Below are 17,928 nucleotides of genomic sequence, written 5' to 3' on the forward strand. Positions count from 1 at the left end.
CGAATCAGGAGACCGCTTTCAGGCGCCGCTTCAACCTCGCGCTGCTGAGGATCCGCAGAGCGAGGTTCGTCGAGGTCAGCATCGGGATGACGCCGAGGAACGTGCGCTCCGACGGCGTGGCCCCATGCAGGTGGTAGAGGCTGCCGAAGACGTAAAAGCAGCCGAGCATGAACAACGCGCCGGGCAGGCAGAGCGCCATGAACGAGCCACGGTCGGCGACCACCTGCCGCGCGTAAGCCAACTCCTCCGCCGACATCGGTTCGCGTTTGCGCAACTTGCGCACAACCGTTCTGGCGCTTCCGATCTCTTCGCTCATCGGAGTCGGTGGTCGCCTCTCCAGCCTGCGCACGAACACGGCGGCGATGGCGGCCAGCGCCAACGCCAGCGCCAGGGCGACGACGGTCAGCAGACCGAATAGTCCCTCAGTCACAATCCACCCCCACAGTCACCGTTTCCGCCCGTTGACCACGTCGCGGAGGACCAGCCCGACGAGGAATGCGAGGCCGACCGGCACCAAAACCTTGAAGACGGCCGAGGCGTGGCTGTAGAGCAATCCGTAGGCGATCGCCCCGATCACCACCATGGCGAGCAGGATGCCGCGGTTGATCCGGTCCGTTCTCATTGGCAGAACCTTACTTCTCGGTCGACGGGCCGGCGCGGCGCCGGGATGTCAGAACCCGAAGTCGCCGCCGCCGCCGGAATCCGAGCCGCCACCGAAGTCGGATCCGCCGCCGAAGTCCGAGCCGCCGCCGGAATCCCAGCCGCCGCCGAAGCCCACGTCGCCGCCGCCGGAATCCCAGCCGCCGCCGAAGCCCACGTCGCCACCGCCGGAGTACGAGGCGTCGTTGAACCCGACGTCGGCTTGCTGGCTGTCGTAACCGGCGCTTTGGCCGCCGTCGAAGGTGGCGTCGGCGTAAGCCGAGTCCCGGCCGGCCTCGAAGCCGCTCTCGTAGCTCCCACCCCAGTGGTTGTCCAGCAGCGCATCCATCAGCAGGACGTCGGTGAGCGCCCAGCCCCAACCCGGGCCCCAGAACGCGTAGGGGTAATACCCGGGGTAGAAGAACATCCCGTTGTAGTAGCCACCGCCGTAATAGTGCGGGTAACCCGGCTGCGGGGTGGTGCTGTAGTTGTTGTTGTTGATCGTCACGTACTCACCGGTGCTCGGGTCCTTCGTCCGCACCGAGGCCTGCTTGCGGTCGTCCGCCGGCACCGAGCGCACGGCGGAAGTGTTGGGTCGCCCGAGCTTTTGGTTGGCTTTGGCCACCGTCGACTCCACCACCCACAGGTGTGCCCGCGCCGCGCCGTAGTCGCCCTTTTCATAGGCCTGTCGGGCGTCATACAGGCTGGCGTTGGCCTTGGTCGACTCGGCGCTGACGTCCGTTTCGTCGTCGGTCAGCACCGCGTTGTCCAGGTCGCCGACATCCGCCGTGGCCCGGATCAACTCCTGCTTGACCTGCTCGCGCGCCTGTGCGTCCTTGCGCCGCTTACTGTTTCGGCTGACCGCGAACCAGATCAAGCCGGCCACGCTCAAGGCCACGGCGATGAACGCCAGCATGGTCCACAGCCACGCCCAGCGGTTCGGCTCGGCCTGCGTCGCCGGTGAGGTCGTCGTATGCGCACCGGCGGGCACGTCCACGCTGGCCAACCTGCTGACGAATTGACTGGTCGCGCCGTACGGGTCGTTTCGGTGGTCGGTGGCCGACTGGCTGAGCATCGGGTCGACGTTGTCCGCGATCACCCGTGGCACGTTGTAGGCGCGCACGTGGTAGCCCTTGGAGTCGATGACCAGGATGATCCCGCTGAACGAGGCATCGCGACCGAGGATGACTTTGTGGATGGCGTCCGGCGTGGTCACACCGGTCTGGTTCGGCGCCACCGCGGCCACCCAGATCGGCGGCCGGGAACTCCACGTCCACCGGCTGGCGAAAATCTGGTCGTTCAGCCGGTCGGGGTTCTGCAGCGGCGGATTAGCCGCCGGGTCGGCCACCACGTGCGTCTGGGCGTTGAACTTGTTCACCAGCTGATCGGTGTAGGTGTCGGCCGACGCGGGCGGCGCGAGCAGCATCGTCAGCGCCAGGATCAGCGGGGCGATAACGAGACCGCGAATTCGTAGGGTCACTTTCCTCCTGCCAGGGGTCGTTACGTCGATCCTTGCGGTGGACTCCGAAAACGTCCACTGCCGGCGCACGTATGTCACCGGGGCGACGCCCGTCGTCGACGTCGGCGGATGGTTGACCGCCGGCGGCGTGCCGGATTTGACCGGCTGCAGCTAGGCCTTGACGGGCGCGAGGTATCCGCGGGGGAGCACCGAGAAATCCACACAGGCGGCGGCCAAGACGTCGCCCAGGATCGGATGGACCGGCGCGGCCAGTGTGAGCATCGCGCCGGCCGATGGTGCCTTCAGGGTGGCGACGTTGTAGTTGGTCAGCAACTGGATCGCATCGGATGCCACGTCGCTCCAACCGGTGTGAACGGTCATCAGGGTGAGGACGCCGAGCGCCTCGCCGGCCGGCGACAACAGGCGATGATGCCAGGCGTTGTCGGCCTTGTGTCCGGTGTGCGGCTCCACCACAGCGAGCACGGTGCCGCCACCGTCTTCCAGGCGTGCGGCGCCGTCGGCGGGGACGATCTTGCCCACCGGCGTGTTCCCGTTGGTGATGGTTGTGGTTGCGGCCACCGCGATCTTGAGTTCGTCACCGGTGGCCGCGGACAGCGTGTACTCGCTCTTTCCCCCGTTCTTGAAGCCCAATAGCACCGCGGCGCCGCCCTTCTGCTGGGCGCGCCCGAGTTCGGTGCCTTCCGGGGTGGCGAGCTCCACACGCAGGGCGTTGGATACCGCCCGGGTCACGCGCGCGAGGACGACCGTGGCATTGCCGAGGATTGGCATGGCGAGAGCCTAGGCCCGGGCGGGGCGATTATCAGCCGATTTCTCAGATCTTGACGGTCAGCGGCCACACGTTCCAGATGTCGTCGCAGTACTCGGTGATGGCCCGGTCCGACGAGAACTTGCCGCTGCGAGCGGTGTTCAGGATGGACATCCTCGTCCACGACTCCCTGTCCTGCCACGCGGCGCTCACCCGCTCCTGGCAGGTCACGTAGGACGCGTAGTCGGCGCACACCAGGAACGGGTCGTCGTGGCGCAGGTTGTCCACCAGCGGCCGGAACACCTCGGTGTCCCCGCGCGAAAATGTGCCGCAGGCAATCAGATCCAGCACCGCGGCCAGTTCCTCGTTGCCGTCGATGTAGTCCGCCGGGCGGTACCCGGCCGCCTTGACCGCCTGCACCTCCTGCTCGGTCAGGCCGAACAAGAAGAAGTTCTCCGGCCCCACCTCGTCGCGCATCTCGACGTTGGCGCCGTCGAGGGTGCCGACGGTCAGGGCGCCGTTGATCATGAACTTCATGTTCCCGGTGCCGGAGGCCTCCTTGCCCGCGGTCGAGATCTGTTCGGACAGATCGGCTGCCGGGTAGATCATGTGGGCGTTCTGCACATTGAAGTTCGGTACGAATGCCACCTTGAGGACCCGGTTGACGTCCGGGTCGGCGTTGACCGTCTCACCAACGGCGTTGATCAGCTTGATGATTCGCTTCGCCAGGAAGTAGCCCGGAGCGGCCTTGCCGCCGAAGATGAAGGCGCGCTGCGGAATCGACAGGCCGGGGTTTTGTTTGAGCCGGTGATAAAGCGCCACGATGTGCAACACGTTCAGGTGCTGCCGCTTGTACTCGTGGATGCGCTTGACCTGGACGTCGAACATCCAGTCCGGGCTGAGCTCGACGCCGGCCACCGAGCCGATGTAACGAGCCAGGCGCGCTTTGTTGTTGCGCTTGATGTCGCGCCACTCCCGGCGGAAGGAGGCGTCCTCGACGAACGGCTCCAGGCCGCGCAGGCGCCCGAGGTCGGTCAGCCAGCCGTCACCGACGGTGCGGTCCAGCAGTTCGCGGAGCCCCGGATTGGCAAGCGCCAGGAAGCGGCGCGGGGTCACGCCGTTGGTCTTGTTGCTGAACCGCTCCGGCCACATCTCGTAGAAGTCCTTGAGCACACTGCTTTTCAGGAGTTCCGAGTGCAGTGCGGCCACACCGTTGATGGCGTGGCTGCCCACGGTGGCCAGGTGCGCCATTCGGACGAACTTGCCGCCGTTCTCGCCGATGAGCGACATCCGGCTGACCCGCTCCTCGTCACCGGGGAACCGGGCGCGCACCTCGTCGAGGAACCGGCGGTTGATCTCGTAGATGATCTCGAGGTGGCGCGGTAGCGACTCCGCGAACAGCTCGAGGGGCCAGGTCTCCAGCGCCTCGGGCAGCAGGGTGTGGTTGGTGTAGCCGAACATCGCGACCGTGATCTCCCACGCCTCGTCCCAGTCCAGCTGGCGCTCGTCGACCAGCAGCCGCATGAGCTCGGCGACGCCGATCGAGGGATGGGTGTCGTTGAGCTGCACGGCAAACCGCTGCGGAAGCTCCTTGACGGAGACGTCGGCGAGGTCGTCCATGATGTGCAGCACATGCTGCAGGGAGCAGGACACGAAGAAGTACTGCTGCAGCAGGCGCAGCTGTTTGCCCGCCTCCGGCTCGTCGTTGGGATAGAGCACCTTGGTGACGGTTTCCGACATGACCTCGTCTTCGACCGCCCCGTAGTAGTCGCCGGTGTTGAAGGCTTCCAACGCGAAGGACTTGACGGCGCGCGCGCTCCACAACGTCAGCACGTTGCAGGTGTTCACGCCGTAACCCTGGATGGGCGTGTCGTAGGCGACGCCCTTGAGCGCCCGGCCCGGCACCCACCGGACTCGGTCGTGGCCGGCCTCGTCGGTGTAGTGGGCGGCGTACCCGCCCCACTTCACCAAGTAGTTGACGTCGGGTTTGGCTATCTCCCAAGGGTTTCCGTGGTCCAGCCAGTTGTCGGTCTGCTCGACCTGCCAGCCGTCGTGGATCTCCTGGTCGAAGATGCCGAACTCGTAGCGGATTCCGTACCCGATCGCCGGCCGCTCCAGGGTGGCCAGCGAGTCGAGATAGCACGCGGCCAGCCGGCCGAGGCCGCCGTTGCCAAGTCCGGGCTCCTCCTCACACGCCAGGACGGTGTCCAGATTCTGGCCCATCGCCGCCAGCGCGTCGCGGGCCGCGCGCTCCATGCCGAGGTTCAACAGGTTGTTGCCCAGTTGCGGGCCCATCAGGAATTCCGCGGACAGGTAACAGGTCACCTTGCGGCCGAGGTCGAGCGAGGTCTGCGTCGATACCACCCGGCGGTCCTGCATGCGGTCGCGCACCGCCAGCGCGAGGGCCCGGTAGTAGTGCTCGGGCCGCCGGGCCGCGGCCGGGCGCCCGATCGAGTAGCGCAGATGATCGTTGATGGCCCGCTGCAACGCGGCCGCGCTCATCCCGGTGCGGGAGTGCTCGACGAGGTCTGCCCGCGTGGGGGTGCCGGGCGAGATTCCGTCGGAGGGGGTCTGCTCGACATCGGTCATGGTGAGTCCTACTCCCTCGGAGCTGCCGCGGCACCGCACCGATTGTTCGGGTGAGAGACCGCAAGTCTGGCAGCGATGTTTGCACATCAGGCGCGCAGTTGAAGGCTGTTGAGTAAACGCAAGCTCACCAGCGGGCGACGAAGCGGCGTTGGGACTAGCCGTCACGACGGGACGCGCCCGCCGGTGGCCGCCCGCGCCCAGCCTCAATGCGCGCCGGACAGGTTCAGGGTGACCACGCCGGCGATGATCAATCCGACCCCGACGACCTTGGTGAGCGACACCGGAGAGCCGAGAAACAGCACGGCGATGAGCACGATGAGGGCGGTGCCGATCGCCGACCACAACGCGTAGGCGACGTCTGTCTGCATGCCGCGCGCGATCGCCAGCGCCAAAAGCGCGAAGGAGACGGCATAGCCGGTCAGGCATATCACGGTCGGCCACAGCCGGGTGAAGCCTTCCGTGCTCTTGAGCAGGCTGGTCGCAATCACCTCCGCAAAGATGGCGCAGAGCAGAAACAGATAGGTCAAGACGCCTCCTTGCTGACGGAAGTACACGTATCTGTGTACAGCAGGTGTCGTGGAAGGATTGCGCCGCATGATGTTTCCCGCGCATCGATCGCGGTTCGACGTCGGCGACGTGATCGGGGAGCGGGCGTCGCCTCCGGCGCCGGCTGCTCGACTGGCCGGGACCGGACCGTAACCTCAGAACCGTGACAATGGATTTCGACCGGCGCCTGGGGCGCCACACCCCGGCGGTGCTGAGCGCGTTCCGGTTCGTCTACGGCCTGCTCTTCGCCGCGTACGGCTCGAGGAGCCTGTTCGATTGGCCCGTCCCATCGCCGGTCCATGTCGGTTTCGGCTCCTGGCCCGGCTGGTACGCCGGGCTGATCGAAATCGTCACGGGCCTGCTCATCGCCGCCGGGCTGTTCACCCGCGCCGCCGCGTTCCTGGCGTCGGGGCAGATGGCGGTGGCCTACTTCTGGATGCATCAACCGCAAGCGCTCTGGCCCGTGGCCGATCCCCCGGCGGGCAACGGCGGGGCACTGGCCATCCTGTTCTGCTTCGCCTTCTTCCTGCTGGTCTTCGCGGGCGGCGGGAGCTATTCGCTGGATGCGTTGCGCCGGTCCGCGCTTCCCCTGCACCCGCGATAATGGCATTCTCTGATACGGAGAAGCCATTTCCGTAGGAGGTCGAGGATGAGCGCTGACCAACGGTGCGACGGGATGGTGGCCCTCGTCACCGGCAGCAGCCGCGGACTGGGCAAGGCGATCGCCGCGCGGCTCGCCGCGCGCGGTGCCACCGTGGCGCTGACCGCCCGCACGATGGACCCCGACCCCAAGTACCAGGGGTCACTCGGCGAAACCCGGGACGAGATCGTGGCCGCGGGCGGGAAGGCCGTCGCGGTGCAGGCCGACCTCTCCCGATCCGAGGAACGGGAACGCCTTTTCGCCGAGGTGGTCAGCGCCGTCGGCGCACCGGACATCCTGGTCAACAACGCCGCGGTGACCTTTCTGCGGCCCCTGGACGGGTTCCCCGAACGGCGGGTCCGGCTGATGCTGGAAATGCATGTCCTCGGCCCGCTACAGCTGAGCCAGCTGGCGATCCCCGCCATGCGCGAGCGCGGCAGGGGCTGGATCCTGAATCTGACCTCCGTGGGCGGTGACCTGCCGGCGGGGCCGCCGTTCTCCGAATTCGACCGCACCGCGGGCTTCGGCGTCTACGGGACGGTCAAGGCCGCGCTCAACCGGTTGACGAAAAGCCTTGCGGCCGAGCTGTACGACGACGGGATCGCCGTCAACGCCGCCGCCCCCACCAATCCCGTGGCCACGCCCGGGGCGGGACTGCTCGACCTGGCGAAGATCGACACCGAGGACATCGAACTGATCACCGAGACCGCGTTCCGGTTGTGTACCGGTGATCCGAAAACCCTGACCGGTCGCATCGCACAGACGCAGCCCTTCCTCGCCGAGGTCGGGTGGACCAAGCCCGCCGACTGAATGGCCGAGCTGGACCCGGACGAACTGCGGCGGCGACTGGCCGGCGCCGGCGTCACCGGTGTCGCCCCGCTGTCGGGGGGCGCCTCCAGCCTGACGTTCCAGGGCACCCGCGACGGCCGCCCGGTGGTGATCAAGGTCGCCCCGCCCGGCGTCGAACCGGTCGCACACCGCGACGTGCTGCGCCAGGCCAGCATCATGAAAGCCCTTGCCGGCAGCGCGGTACCGGTGCCCGAGGTGCTGTGGGAGGACCCCGGGGCCCCGCCGCACACGCCGCCGTTGTTCGTGATGTCGCGCGTCGAAGGCGACTGTGCCGAGCCGCTTTTCGACGACTGTGCGGATGCTCCCGACCTTGCCGAGCGGTACCGCAACGCGTGCCGGGCGATGGCCGCCCTGCACAGCCTGCGGCCGAACGAGCTCGGCCTGACCGGTGAGCCGGTGATCGATGCGGCCGGCGAAGTCCGGCGATGGTCGGAAACGCTGCAGACCGTCGATGCGGCCTTGGTGCCGGATTGGCCGCGGGTGCGTGACGAGTTATTGGGTTGCGCGCCAATGGCGATGCGTCCGAGCGTCGTGCACGGTGATTTCCGGCTGGGCAACCTGGTGGCGGCCGGATCCCGCATCAACGCGGTAATCGACTGGGAGATCTGGTCAATCGGTGATCCACGGATCGACGCGGGCTGGTTCCTGATCAACTGCGACCCGTCCACGTACCGACGCGTTGCGGTTGCGGCGGCCACGGTGCCGCCCGTGGCCGAGCTCGCGGGGATCTACCGAGACGAGCTGGGCCTCGACGTCACCGACCTGGCTTGGTTCAGGGCGCTGGCGTGCTTCAAGTCGGCGGCGACGTGGGCGCTGATCGTCAAGCACAATCGGCGGCGGGCTTCCCCCCGAGCCGAATTGGAAGCGATGGCGGCAACGCTGCCGCGGTTGCTGGATCAGGCGCGGTCACTACTGGATTGACGGGCACCCGATCAGCTGCAGTTGGCGTGCAGATTCTGGCACCACATTCCGACGCCACCCCAGTCGCCCGACGAGCCGACTGAATCTTCGTATGGGTTGGTCATTGTGGTGGGGTACTGGATCTGCCATTCGTCGATCGTGGGGATGTCGTCCACCTGGCCCGGGTCCGGAGACGCCAGCGCCGTACCGGTGCCAACCGTCAGGCCCGCGACGAGCAGCGAACCCGCGACGAGCAGACCGGCGCACCTGCGAAGCATCATCGCGGCCCTTTCGTCGTCTGCCCGAACTGCGAACGATTCTACCTCCGCCCCTATATCGCATAAGAGTCACAAACACACAACAACTTCCATCGGCCGTCCAGCAAATTTCGCGACCCGAAACGGCCGGTGCGTACGTTGGCGTGCGTGAGGCCGGTAGCCGTGGTCGTTCGTCGCGCGCTGGTGGTCGCTGTTTGCCTCGTCATGTCGGTGGTCACGGCCCCCGCGGTGGCCGCCGATCCGGATGACGGTCCCGAGATAGAGCCCGCCGCCGCAGCGTCCGCACCGGCCGGGGGACCGGTGCCCTCGAACCCCCCCGTCACCCTCAACACTCCCGACGGCTGGACCCTGGGGCTGGGGGCGAAGGACGAGATGCAAGTGCCGGTGGCACCGCTGACCACCTCCATAGCGTCGCGCGAATACATGGCCAGTGGCATCTTCGTCGGCTCGCTGAAAGGACCGGAGGAGCCGCACGGAATCCTGGAGGTGGGCTATCAGATCGGCTGCGGGATCGACATGAGCACATCCAACGGCGTGATCATGGAAGGTGGTGCCGGCATCATCCCGGGCGTCAGCCCGACGTTCGACACCACCGGAACATTGCCGCCCCTGCTGCCGTTCGTTTCGACTCCGATGAACGGCGTGATGAGCATCGGCATGAAACCCGGCCTCGTCCTCACGGTCCCGGTGATCAAGAAGAATTTCAAGGGTGCGAATCCCTGGGTGATGATCAGCAACTTCCACATCAAGATCGACGGCTGTGTGGGCCAGTCGTTCATCCGCTCCTACGCTGTGCTGACGCGCATGACCGATCTGTCCGACGTGGTGCTGTCCTACGTCGGCGTCACCAAATCGGTCTGAGGCCAATGGTGGCGACCCGCGTCGCCCGGCTCCGCCGCGCTAGCGATCGCCACGGGCCAATGGTGGCGACCCGCGTCGCCCGGCTCCGCCGCGCTAGCGATCGCCACGGGCCAATGGTAGCGACCCGCGTCGCCCGGCTCCGCCGCGCTAGCGATCGCCACGCCGGGGGATGCCGGCCAGCTGGTCGGCGAACTTGGCCTCGGCGGCCGCGCGCAACCGTAGCAAGTGTTCGGACGGGAACAGATCGGGCGCCGGCTCACGGTCTTTGAGCAGCAGACGGGCCAGGGTCACCTTGTGCACCTCGGTCGGGCCGTCGGCAAGCCCGAGCACGAACGACTCCACCAGGTACTGCACGAACGGCATCTCGTGCGTGGTGCCCAGCGATCCATGCAGCTGCAGCGCCCGCGACGACACGTCGTGCAACACCTTCTGCATCATCGCCTTCACCGCCGAGATGTCCGCTCGCACCCCGTGATAGTCGTTGAATTGGTCGATCTTCCAAGCGGTTTGCAGGGTCAGCAGGCGGAAGGCCTCGATCTCCATCCACGAGTCGGCGATCATCTCCTGGACGAGTTGCTTGTTGGACAGCATCTCACCCTGCGTGTACCGGGACACGGCCCGCTCGCAGAGCATGTCGAAGATTCGGCGGACCAGGCCGACCGTGCGCATCGCGTGGTGAATTCGCCCGCCGCCCAAGCGCGTCTGCGCCACGACGAACGCCCCACCCCGCGGGCCAAGCATGTGGTCGGTCGGCACGCGGACGTTCTCGTACCGGACGTAGCCCTCGCGCCCACCGCCCAGCGGCTGGTAGCCCAGGCCGACGTCGCGCAGCACGTTGATGCCGGGGGTGTCCCCGGGCACGACGAACATCGAATATCGTTGGTAGGGCGGCGCGTCGGGGTCAGTCATCGCCATCACGATGATGAATGACGCCATCGAGGCGAACGACGAGAACCACTTCTCCCCGTTGATGATCCAATGATTCCCGTCGAGCACCGCGGTGGTGCGGAAGACCTTCGGGTCGGCGCCGCCCTGCGGCTCGGTCATTGAAAAGCAGGACACGATGCGGTTGTCCAGGAGCGGCTCCAGGTAACGGGCTTTGAGTTCCGGGGTGCCGTAGTGCGCCAGGATTTCGCTGTTGCCGGAGTCGGGCGCCTGGGAGCCGAAGACGATCGGAGCGCACTCCGAGCGGCCCAGGATCTCATTGAGCAGAGCAAGTTTGACCTGACCGTAGCCGGGGCCGCCCAGATGCGGCCCGAGGTGGGTGGCCCACAGGCCCCGCTCCTTGACGATCTCCTGTAGCGGCGGGATCAACGCCTGGCGCACCGGATCATTGAGGTCGTGAGACTCCTTGACGACCAAGTCGATCGGCTCGCACTCTTCGCGCACGAAGTCCTCGACCCATTTCAGTTGCTGCGCCCACTCGGGGTCGGTGGAGAAGTCCCACGACATCTAGCGTCCCTCTCGGTTGCTCTGGGCCACGACGCCCGCTTCGACGAGCGCGGTGATCTTCGGGGGGTCCATCCCCAGTTCGCGCAGCAGCGCGGCGGTGTGATCACCGGGAAGCGACGGCGAAGTGGGGGTCTGCGGCCGGGTCCGGGAGAACCGCGGCGCCGGCGCGGGTTGGGTGATGCCGTCGACCTCGATGAACGTCTTGCGCGCGGCGAGATGCGGATGCCGCGGCGCCTCGGATAGCGAAAGGACTGGCGTCGCACAGCATCCCGGGGCGTCGAGGAGCCGCTCCCACTCCCGGCTAGGCTTCTCGGCGAACCGGGCGGCCAGTGTGGCGCGGTGCGCGGCCCACGCCGCGGGCGCGTCGTCGTCGTGGGGCACGTCGACGCCAAGCCGATCGCACAGCTCCGCGTAGAACTTGGGTTCCATCGCGCCGACGGCGAAGTGGCCACCGTCGGCCGTGGCGTACACGCCGTAGAAGTGGGCGGCGCCGTCGAGCAGATTGGCGTGGCGCCGGTCGCGCCAGGTGCCGGCGGGCACCATCCCGAAATACGGCGCCAACAGCGTGGCGACACCGTCGATCATGGCGACGTCGAGCACCTGGCCGGTGCCGGACTCGCGGGCCTCGAGGATGGCGCTGAGCAGGCCGACGGCCAACAGCATTCCGCCGCCGCCGTAGTCGCCAACCAGATTCAGTGGGGGCACCGGGGATTCGGCGGTGCCGATGCCGTGCAGGGCACCGGCCAGGGCGATGTAGTTGATGTCGTGACCGGCGTGGCCGGCCAGCGGCCCGTCCTGCCCGTAGCCGGTCATGCGGGCATACACCAGGCGAGGATTGCGCTCACACAGCTCGTCCGGGCCGATGCCGAGGCGTTCGGCCACCCCGGGCCGGTAGACGTCGACGAAGGCGTCCGCGTCGGCGACCAGGCGATGAACGATTTCCCTGCCCCGCGCATCCTTGACGTCGACGGCGAGCGACCGCTGGCTTCGCCGCACCGTGTAATCGATGGGCAACGGACCGTCCACACCCGGCAGACCGTCGATGCGGACGACGTCGGCGCCCAAGTCGCCCAACAACATTCCGCAGAACGGGGCGGGACCCAGGCCGCCCATCATGACGATCCGCACGCCGCGCAGCGGCCCGGTCACGACGACCACTTCTTGCGGCGCTCGGCCGCCTCGTCGGTGGCGTGCGTGATCACCTGGTTGCGGTTCTCCAGCTCCAGGGCCGCCGACAGGCTGGCGGCGTCGGTGTTGACCTGCAGGGCGCGCTTGGTCAGTTGTGCACCCAGCGGGGAATGGCTCGCGATCAGCGCCGCCAGCTCGACCGCCCGGTCCGCCAACCGATCCGGTTCGACCACCTCGCTGACCAGGCCACGCCGGTCGGCTTCGCCGGCCGACACGGTGCGGCCGGTCAGCATCCAGTCGGCGGCCACGCTGGTGCCGACGATGCGCGGCAGGTGGTAGCTCATGCCCATCTCGGCGCCGGAGAGGCCCAGCAGAATGGCGGCGTTACCGAAAGACGCTGCCTCCGAACAGATTCGGATGTCGGCCGCCAGGCACAGCGCGAGGCCCGCCCCGACGCAGGGCCCGTTGACCGCGGCGATGACCGGCTGCGGCAGCGCACGAACGGCTTCCGCCAGGGCGGCCATCCGCTCCTGGAACCGCATCCGGTCCAGCGCGGGCGCGGTGGCCTCCAGCATGGAGGGGCCGAAGTCGCGGACGTCGATCCCCGCGCAGAAACCACGCCCGGCGCCGGTCAGCACGACCGCGCGCACGGAGCGGTCGGCGGCCAAATCGGCCAGGGCGTGGCCCAATTCGGCTTGCAGCGTCTCGTTGATGGCGTTGAGTTGCTTCGGCCGGTTCAGGCGCAACACGGCCACCCCGTCGCACGGCCGTTGCAGCTCCAGCGTGCTCGGCACGGTCACACCCGCTCGATGATGGTCGCCGTGCCCATCCCGCCGCCGGTGCACATGGTGAGGCACCGGGCGAACAACGCCTGCGGGTGCACGGCGTGCAGGCCGCCGTCCGGGCGGCCTCGGCCGCGCGGCGCGCGCACCGCGTCGAGAATCCACGCGTCGATGACGGACTCCCATCTTCTTCGCAACTCACAGGTCACCGTATCGTAATGCGTCTCTCGGCTGCGGAGAACAACCTTCTCCAAATTGGCTGAAGCTATTCTCCGGTGGGGCCGGCGCCGGTGCGGCTCCGGTCGCGGCTGAACCGGAAAAACGTTGGCCCGCAACCCGCCTGGCGCCGCAGCGCAAGGCGGCGCATAACGGCGCGCGCAGCGGGTAACCCTTCGCGATGACCAAGATCGGATACTTTCTGTCCTGCGAGCAGTACGGCCCGAAGGAACTCATCGACCAGGCCAGGCGTGCGGAGGCGGCGGGTTTCGACGGGCTCTGGATCTCCGACCACTTTCACCCCTGGAACGACGAGCAGGGCCAGAGCCCGTTCGTGTGGGGCGTGATCGGCGCCCTGTCGGAGGTGACGTCCTTGCCCGTCAGCACCGCCGTGACCTGCCCGACCATCCGGACCCATCCGGCGATCGTCGCCCAGGCCTCCGCCACCGCGGCCGTGCAACTGGACGGCCGCTTCGTGCTCGGGGTGGGCAGCGGTGAGGCGCTGAACGAGCACATCCTCGGCGATGCATGGCCGTCGGTGGGCGTGCGTCAGGAGATGTTGGAGGAGGCGGTCGACGTCATCCGCCTGCTGCACCGCGGCGGCGAGGTGAGCCACCACGGCAAGCATTACGAGGTGCAGGAGGCCCGCATCTACACGCGGCCCGAGCAGCCGGTCCCCATCTACGTGTCCGGCTTCGGACCGCAGGGCGCCGAGCTGGCCGGGCGCATCGGCGACGGCTTCGTCCTGGTGACGCCCGAAGCCGACCTCGTCAAGACCTTCAGGGAGTCCGGCGGCGGCGACAAACCCGTGCAGGCCGGCACCAAGGTCAGTTGGGATCAGGACGCGGACAAGGCCCTCGAGGTGGCGCATCGGTTGTGGGGCAACGACGCCCTGCCCGGGCAGTCCGCGCAGACCCTGCCGCGGCCCAAGGATTTCGCCGCGTTGATGTCGCTCGTGACGCCCGACCAGGTCGCCGAAGCGGTCACCTGCGGACCCGACCCCGACACGCATGCCGCGAAGGTGCGCGAATACATCGACGCCGGCATCGACGAGGTGTACGTGCAGCAGATCGGTCCGGACACGGACGGCTTCTTCGCGGCGTACGAGCGCGATGTGCTGCCGCAGCTGCGCGGCTGACGCTCATGCTTCGGCGTCGCCGTAGAAACCGGCCCGAAGCAACGCGGTGATCTCGCTGACCAGGGGCATCCGCGGGTTTGTGCGGTTACTGAGGTCCTCGAACGCCGTCATCGCCAGCGCGGGCAGCGCCGTCAGGAATTGTTCCTCCTCGACGCCGCACTCGCGCAGCGAGCGCGGCATGTTCAGCCGGCTCAGCAGATCGTCGACTCCCTGAAGCAATCGATCGCGGCACTCGGCGGGCTCATGACCGCCGAAGATCAGCTGACCGAGCTGCGCGTATTTGTCCGGCGCCACGTAGGCGGAATAACCCGGCGCGGGCATGAACTTGCTTGGCAGACTGGCGTTGTAGCGCAGCACGTGCGGCAGGAAGACACCGTTGGCCCTGCCATGCGAGATCTGAAACCTCGCGCCGACGGCGTGGGCGAGCGCATGATTCGTCCCGACGAATGCGTTCGAGAAGGCAAGCCCGGCAAGGGTTGCCGCGTTGGACATGTCGGTTCGCGCGGACAGGTCGTCGGGGTCATCGTACGCCCCGGGCAACGCGTCGAAGATCAGTCGTGCCGCCTGCGCGCACAACGCGTCCGTATATGGCGACGCGAAGATCGAGACGGCAGCCTCCAGGGCGTGTGTCAGCGCGTCGATGCCGGTGTCGGCGGTCAGTGTCTGTGGCATGGACGAGGTGAGAATCGGGTCGACGATCGCGAGGTCAGGCACCAGGCTGTAGTCGACCAGCGTCTCCTTCTTGCCGCGCACCGTCAGCACCGCCGCCGGCGAGACTTCCGACCCGGTGCCGGATGTCGTTGGGACCGCGACCAATTGGACACCGTGCCGGTCGACCGGATAGTCGGCCACGCGCTTGCGCGGGTCGAGGAACGGCATCGTCAACTCGTCGACGCTTTTCTCCGGGTGTTCGTAGAACAACCGGATCGCCTTGCCGGCGTCCAGAACCGAGCCGCCGCCGACGGCGAGCAGCAGATCGGGTTGGACGCGTTGCAGCAACGCGACACCGCGCCGGATGGTCGCCTCGTCGGGCTCAGGTGTCACCTCGCTGAACACCTGCACGTGTTGGGCGCGCAACTTGCCGCGTAACTGGTCGATCACGCCGCGCTCTTCGGTCACTGCGTCGGTGACCACCACGACGGTGTCACAGTCGAGTTCGCGCAAATTGTCCAGCGCGCCTTCGTTGAAGTAGGTATTGGACGGCACCCGGAACCATTGGGGCGGGGTGCGGCGCCGCGAGACCGTCTTGATGTTCAGCAGTTGGCGATAGTTGACGTTTTCCGTCGTGCTCGACCCGCCCCACGTGCCGCAACCCAAGGAGAACGTGGGTGTCAGGTTGTTGTAGACGCCGCCGAGGGCTCCGACCGCGGTGGGCGCGTTGACCAGAATGCGCCCCGTGCGGACCGCCAGACCGTATGCCTCGATGACATCGTCATCGTTGGCGTACACCGCCGACGTGTGACCCAGGCCCCCGTGCTCGGTGACCAGAACGGCCACGTCGATGGCGTGCTGGACACTGCTCGCGCGCACCACCCCCAGCACCGGCATCAGCTTCTCCTGCAACAGGGGATGCGACGCGAGCTCATCGAGGTCGCCGGGGAGCTGGGCCAGCAGCACCTTCACCGCCGGCGACACGCTGAAACCGGCTCGGGCGGCCAGCTCCGACGCCTTCTGCCCGACCGCCTCATGCGAGATCTTGTCGCCGCAGCCAAACGCGAACTGCGCCACCGCGGTGGCCTCGGCGGCGGTGAGCACGCGGGCGCCCATCCGCTCGAACTCGGCCATCGCTTCGTCGTATACCTCATCGTCGATGATGCAAGTTTGCTCTGCGGGGCAAATGACCGATGAGTCAAAGGTTTTCGAAATCAAGATGTCGACGACCGCGCCCTTCAGGTCCGCCGTCTTGTGAACGTAGATCGGCGCGTTGCCCGGACCCACCGACAGGCCGGGCTTTCCGGCCGAATTCGCCAGCGCGACGATCTTCGGCCCGCCCGTCACCCAGATGAAATCGATCTTCGGATGCTTGAACAGGTAGTGCGTCACCTCGTGCGCGGCGTCGGGAATGACCTGCAGCGCCCCGGGGGGCATCCCGGCCGCGTCGGCCGCCGTGCGGAGGATTTCGAGGCTGCGTTCGCAGCACCGGACCGCGTACGGTGACGGCCGAAACAGAATCGCGTTGCGGGTCTTGGCGGCCACGATGGCCTTGAACAGCACTGTCGACGTCGGGTTGGTGACCGGGGTGATGCCCAGTACGACGCCGATCGGCTCGGCCACATGGGTGATGTTGTTTTCGACGTCCTCGTCGATGACTCCCACCGATTTCTTGCCGCGCAGGTAGTCGTGCAGGAACTCGGTGGCCACGTAGTTCTTGACGACCTTGTCCTCGAAGACGCCGAAACCCGTCTCTTCGATCGCGACACTCGCCAGTTCCCCGGCGGCACGCACCCCGGCGCGCACCATTGCCTCGACGATGGCGTCGACCTGCTGCTGGTCGAGCTTGCGGAATTCTCGGGCCGCCTGCGCCGCCGCGTCGACGATCGCGTCGACTTCCTGCCTGCGCTCGTCGGCAAGCGCGGGTGTTTCGAGGGCGGGGGCGGGCGGGGTTTGCGTAGTGGTCATGATGGCGTTCCGGCTGGTTAGGGACAATAAGGGCCTGCAGAATGAGCCGATGCTAAGCCGGCCGCCTCGAGGCCAAGTAGGGCTGAAAGGCCCTCAACGGGTTGACTGCCGGCCCGTTACGGCCCGAAGTTGGTGCCGCTGGTCAGCTCTTCCCAGTTCGCGATCTCGGTCGCCCGCGCTTCCGCGACGTGGCGATAGAGGGCCAGCGCGTCGGGGCCGAGCAGCAAAAAGCCGGGGGGCTCGGCGGATTCGACGGCCGCGATGATCGCGGCGGCGGCCCTGGCGGGGTCGCCGGCCTGGTTGCCGTGCATCGTGTCGTTTTCCTTGCGGCGCTTTCCGGCGGTGTCGGCGTAGTCGTCGATGACGGTGGCCGACTGGATGAGCGATCGGCCGGCGAAATCGGTGCGGAACGCACCGGGCTCGACGACGGTCACCGAAATGCCCAGTGGCGCAAGCTCACCGCGCAGGGCGCCGCTCATGCCCTCGATCGCGGCCTTGGCCGCCGCGTAGTAGCCGGACCCCACCGGGGTCACCGTTGCGCCGATCGAGGAGATGTTGACGATCGCGCCGCTGCGGCGCGCCCGCATGCCGGGCAGGACGGCCTTGATCATCGCGACGGAACCGAAGAAGTGCGTGTCGAACAGGGTGCGCACCTCGGCGTCGTCACCTTCCTCGATCGCGGCGCGGTAGCCGTAGCCCGCGTTGTTGACGAGCACGTCGACGCCGCCGAACCGGTCGTCGGCTTGCCGCACGGCCGAGGCGACGTGCGCCGGGTCGGTGACGTCAAGGGTGACGGCCAGCGCCCGGTCCGGGGCCGCGTCCACGAGATCGGCGACCTTCGCGGCGTCGCGGGCGGTGACCACCGCGTTGTGCCCGGAGCCGATGACCGCTTGGGCCAGCGCGCGACCGAGTCCGGTCGAGCAGCCGGTGATGAGCCACGTGGCCATGGGCGTAGTTCCTCTCGCCGAGACGGCACCAGCACCGTGAAATGTGTTGTCAGACTATGGCGCGTCGACTACATCCCTCGTCGGGAAATCGCGGGGATCACGAAACATCGTACGGGGGT

18 protein-coding genes are annotated in these 17,928 nt (G+C 67.5%); 5 read left to right on the forward strand and 13 right to left on the reverse strand.

Features of this window, described 5'->3' with window-relative positions; genetic code table 11:
• Window positions 1-4: 4 nt before the first annotated feature.
• The 6 genes from A5702_RS13165 to A5702_RS13185 form a co-directional block, all read right to left on the reverse strand.
• On the reverse strand, window positions 5-430 hold the full coding sequence (locus A5702_RS13165; protein ID WP_068221250.1) for a hypothetical protein: 426 nt from the start codon (window positions 428-430) through the stop codon (window positions 5-7).
• A 15-nt stretch (window positions 431-445) separates the two neighbouring features.
• Complete coding sequence (locus tag A5702_RS26725; RefSeq protein WP_197281305.1) at window positions 446-622, reverse strand: hypothetical protein; 177 nt, start codon at window positions 620-622, stop codon at window positions 446-448.
• Between the two features lie 48 nt (window positions 623-670).
• A complete protein-coding gene (locus A5702_RS13170; RefSeq protein ID WP_068221252.1) occupies window positions 671-2,119 on the reverse strand; it encodes a hypothetical protein in 1,449 nt (482 codons plus the stop codon).
• 150 nt (window positions 2,120-2,269) lie between these two features.
• Window positions 2,270-2,887, reverse strand: a complete 618-nt coding sequence (locus tag A5702_RS13175; RefSeq protein ID WP_068221254.1) for a hypothetical protein — start codon at window positions 2,885-2,887, stop codon at window positions 2,270-2,272.
• Between the two features lie 43 nt (window positions 2,888-2,930).
• Window positions 2,931-5,366: a glycogen/starch/alpha-glucan phosphorylase gene (locus A5702_RS13180; protein WP_068221283.1), complete on the reverse strand. Its 2,436-nt coding sequence runs from the start codon at window positions 5,364-5,366 to the stop codon at window positions 2,931-2,933.
• Window positions 5,367-5,656: 290 nt separating this feature from the next.
• Window positions 5,657-5,980 carry a multidrug efflux SMR transporter gene (locus A5702_RS13185; RefSeq protein ID WP_068221256.1) on the reverse strand — a complete coding sequence of 108 codons (324 nt, stop codon included), beginning with the start codon at window positions 5,978-5,980 and terminating at the stop codon, window positions 5,657-5,659.
• A gap of 188 nt (window positions 5,981-6,168) precedes the next feature.
• On the opposite strand from A5702_RS13185, the gene A5702_RS13190 reads away from it, so the two are divergent.
• The 3 genes from A5702_RS13190 to A5702_RS13200 are packed head-to-tail and all read left to right on the forward strand — an operon-like array spanning window position 6,169 to window position 8,409.
• Complete coding sequence (locus A5702_RS13190; protein WP_068221258.1) at window positions 6,169-6,603, forward strand: DoxX family protein; 435 nt, start codon at window positions 6,169-6,171, stop codon at window positions 6,601-6,603.
• 45 nt (window positions 6,604-6,648) lie between these two features.
• Window positions 6,649-7,449 (forward strand): SDR family NAD(P)-dependent oxidoreductase, encoded by an 801-nt coding sequence (locus A5702_RS13195; RefSeq protein ID WP_068221260.1) that lies wholly within the window; start codon window positions 6,649-6,651, stop codon window positions 7,447-7,449.
• Window positions 7,450-8,409 carry a phosphotransferase family protein gene (locus tag A5702_RS13200; protein WP_068221262.1) on the forward strand — a complete coding sequence of 320 codons (960 nt, stop codon included), beginning with the start codon at window positions 7,450-7,452 and terminating at the stop codon, window positions 8,407-8,409. It abuts the gene before it with no gap.
• Window positions 8,410-8,420: 11 nt separating this feature from the next.
• Here A5702_RS13200 and A5702_RS13205 read toward each other — a convergent pair whose 3' ends face one another.
• Entirely contained in the window at window positions 8,421-8,669 is a 249-nt protein-coding gene (locus A5702_RS13205; RefSeq protein ID WP_055404805.1) for a hypothetical protein, read from the reverse strand.
• 201 nt (window positions 8,670-8,870) lie between these two features.
• On the opposite strand from A5702_RS13205, the gene A5702_RS13210 reads away from it, so the two are divergent.
• Window positions 8,871-9,527: an MspA family porin gene (locus A5702_RS13210; RefSeq protein ID WP_055404816.1), complete on the forward strand. Its 657-nt coding sequence runs from the start codon at window positions 8,871-8,873 to the stop codon at window positions 9,525-9,527.
• 147 nt (window positions 9,528-9,674) lie between these two features.
• On the opposite strand, the gene A5702_RS13215 is transcribed toward A5702_RS13210, so the two are convergent.
• From A5702_RS13215 to A5702_RS25710, 4 genes are read right to left on the reverse strand one after another with little or no spacing between them, the layout of a single operon-like run.
• Window positions 9,675-10,979, reverse strand: coding sequence for an acyl-CoA dehydrogenase family protein (locus tag A5702_RS13215; RefSeq protein WP_068221266.1), 1,305 nt, complete (start codon window positions 10,977-10,979; stop codon window positions 9,675-9,677).
• Complete coding sequence (locus A5702_RS13220) at window positions 10,980-12,128, reverse strand: CaiB/BaiF CoA-transferase family protein (protein ID WP_068221284.1); 1,149 nt, start codon at window positions 12,126-12,128, stop codon at window positions 10,980-10,982.
• A complete protein-coding gene (locus tag A5702_RS13225) occupies window positions 12,125-12,907 on the reverse strand; it encodes an enoyl-CoA hydratase/isomerase family protein (RefSeq protein ID WP_055404803.1) in 783 nt (260 codons plus the stop codon). The genes A5702_RS13220 and A5702_RS13225 overlap by 4 nt, the downstream gene beginning before the upstream one ends.
• Entirely contained in the window at window positions 12,904-13,086 is a 183-nt protein-coding gene (locus A5702_RS25710) for a hypothetical protein (RefSeq protein ID WP_156669610.1), read from the reverse strand. The genes A5702_RS13225 and A5702_RS25710 overlap by 4 nt, the downstream gene beginning before the upstream one ends.
• A 200-nt stretch (window positions 13,087-13,286) precedes the next feature.
• Between A5702_RS25710 and A5702_RS13230 the strand changes: the two genes are divergently transcribed.
• Window positions 13,287-14,243 carry an LLM class F420-dependent oxidoreductase gene (locus A5702_RS13230; RefSeq protein WP_068221269.1) on the forward strand — a complete coding sequence of 319 codons (957 nt, stop codon included), beginning with the start codon at window positions 13,287-13,289 and terminating at the stop codon, window positions 14,241-14,243.
• A gap of 3 nt (window positions 14,244-14,246) precedes the next feature.
• On the opposite strand, the gene adhE is transcribed toward A5702_RS13230, so the two are convergent.
• A complete protein-coding gene (gene adhE, locus A5702_RS13235; protein ID WP_068221271.1) occupies window positions 14,247-16,862 on the reverse strand; it encodes a bifunctional acetaldehyde-CoA/alcohol dehydrogenase in 2,616 nt (871 codons plus the stop codon).
• Window positions 16,863-16,978: 116 nt separating this feature from the next.
• Complete coding sequence (locus A5702_RS13240; protein WP_068221273.1) at window positions 16,979-17,809, reverse strand: oxidoreductase; 831 nt, start codon at window positions 17,807-17,809, stop codon at window positions 16,979-16,981.
• Between the last annotated feature and the right edge of the window lie 119 nt (window positions 17,810-17,928).

It is taken from the genome of Mycobacterium sp. E3339, assembly GCF_001666915.1.
Lineage (GTDB): Bacteria > Actinomycetota > Actinomycetes > Mycobacteriales > Mycobacteriaceae > Mycobacterium.

What these genes read in the sequence shown, in the direction of transcription:
- A5702_RS26725 (WP_197281305.1), bottom strand. Translation starts at nt 622, where the DNA reads ATGAGAACGGACCGGATCAACCGCGGCATCCTGCTCGCCATGGTGGTG.
- A5702_RS13175 (WP_068221254.1), bottom strand. Translation starts at nt 2,887, where the DNA reads ATGCCAATCCTCGGCAATGCCACGGTCGTCCTCGCGCGCGTGACCCGG.
- A5702_RS13180 (WP_068221283.1), bottom strand. Translation starts at nt 5,366, where the DNA reads ATGAGCGCGGCCGCGTTGCAGCGGGCCATCAACGATCATCTGCGCTAC.
- A5702_RS13190 (WP_068221258.1), top strand. Translation starts at nt 6,169, where the DNA reads ATGGATTTCGACCGGCGCCTGGGGCGCCACACCCCGGCGGTGCTGAGC.
- A5702_RS13195 (WP_068221260.1), top strand. Translation starts at nt 6,649, where the DNA reads ATGAGCGCTGACCAACGGTGCGACGGGATGGTGGCCCTCGTCACCGGC.
- A5702_RS13200 (WP_068221262.1), top strand. Translation starts at nt 7,450, where the DNA reads ATGGCCGAGCTGGACCCGGACGAACTGCGGCGGCGACTGGCCGGCGCC.
- A5702_RS13205 (WP_055404805.1), bottom strand. Translation starts at nt 8,669, where the DNA reads ATGATGCTTCGCAGGTGCGCCGGTCTGCTCGTCGCGGGTTCGCTGCTC.
- A5702_RS13210 (WP_055404816.1), top strand. Translation starts at nt 8,871, where the DNA reads ATGTCGGTGGTCACGGCCCCCGCGGTGGCCGCCGATCCGGATGACGGT.
- A5702_RS13215 (WP_068221266.1), bottom strand. Translation starts at nt 10,979, where the DNA reads ATGTCGTGGGACTTCTCCACCGACCCCGAGTGGGCGCAGCAACTGAAA.
- A5702_RS13230 (WP_068221269.1), top strand. Translation starts at nt 13,287, where the DNA reads ATGACCAAGATCGGATACTTTCTGTCCTGCGAGCAGTACGGCCCGAAG.
- adhE (WP_068221271.1), bottom strand. Translation starts at nt 16,862, where the DNA reads ATGACCACTACGCAAACCCCGCCCGCCCCCGCCCTCGAAACACCCGCG.
- A5702_RS13240 (WP_068221273.1), bottom strand. Translation starts at nt 17,809, where the DNA reads ATGGCCACGTGGCTCATCACCGGCTGCTCGACCGGACTCGGTCGCGCG.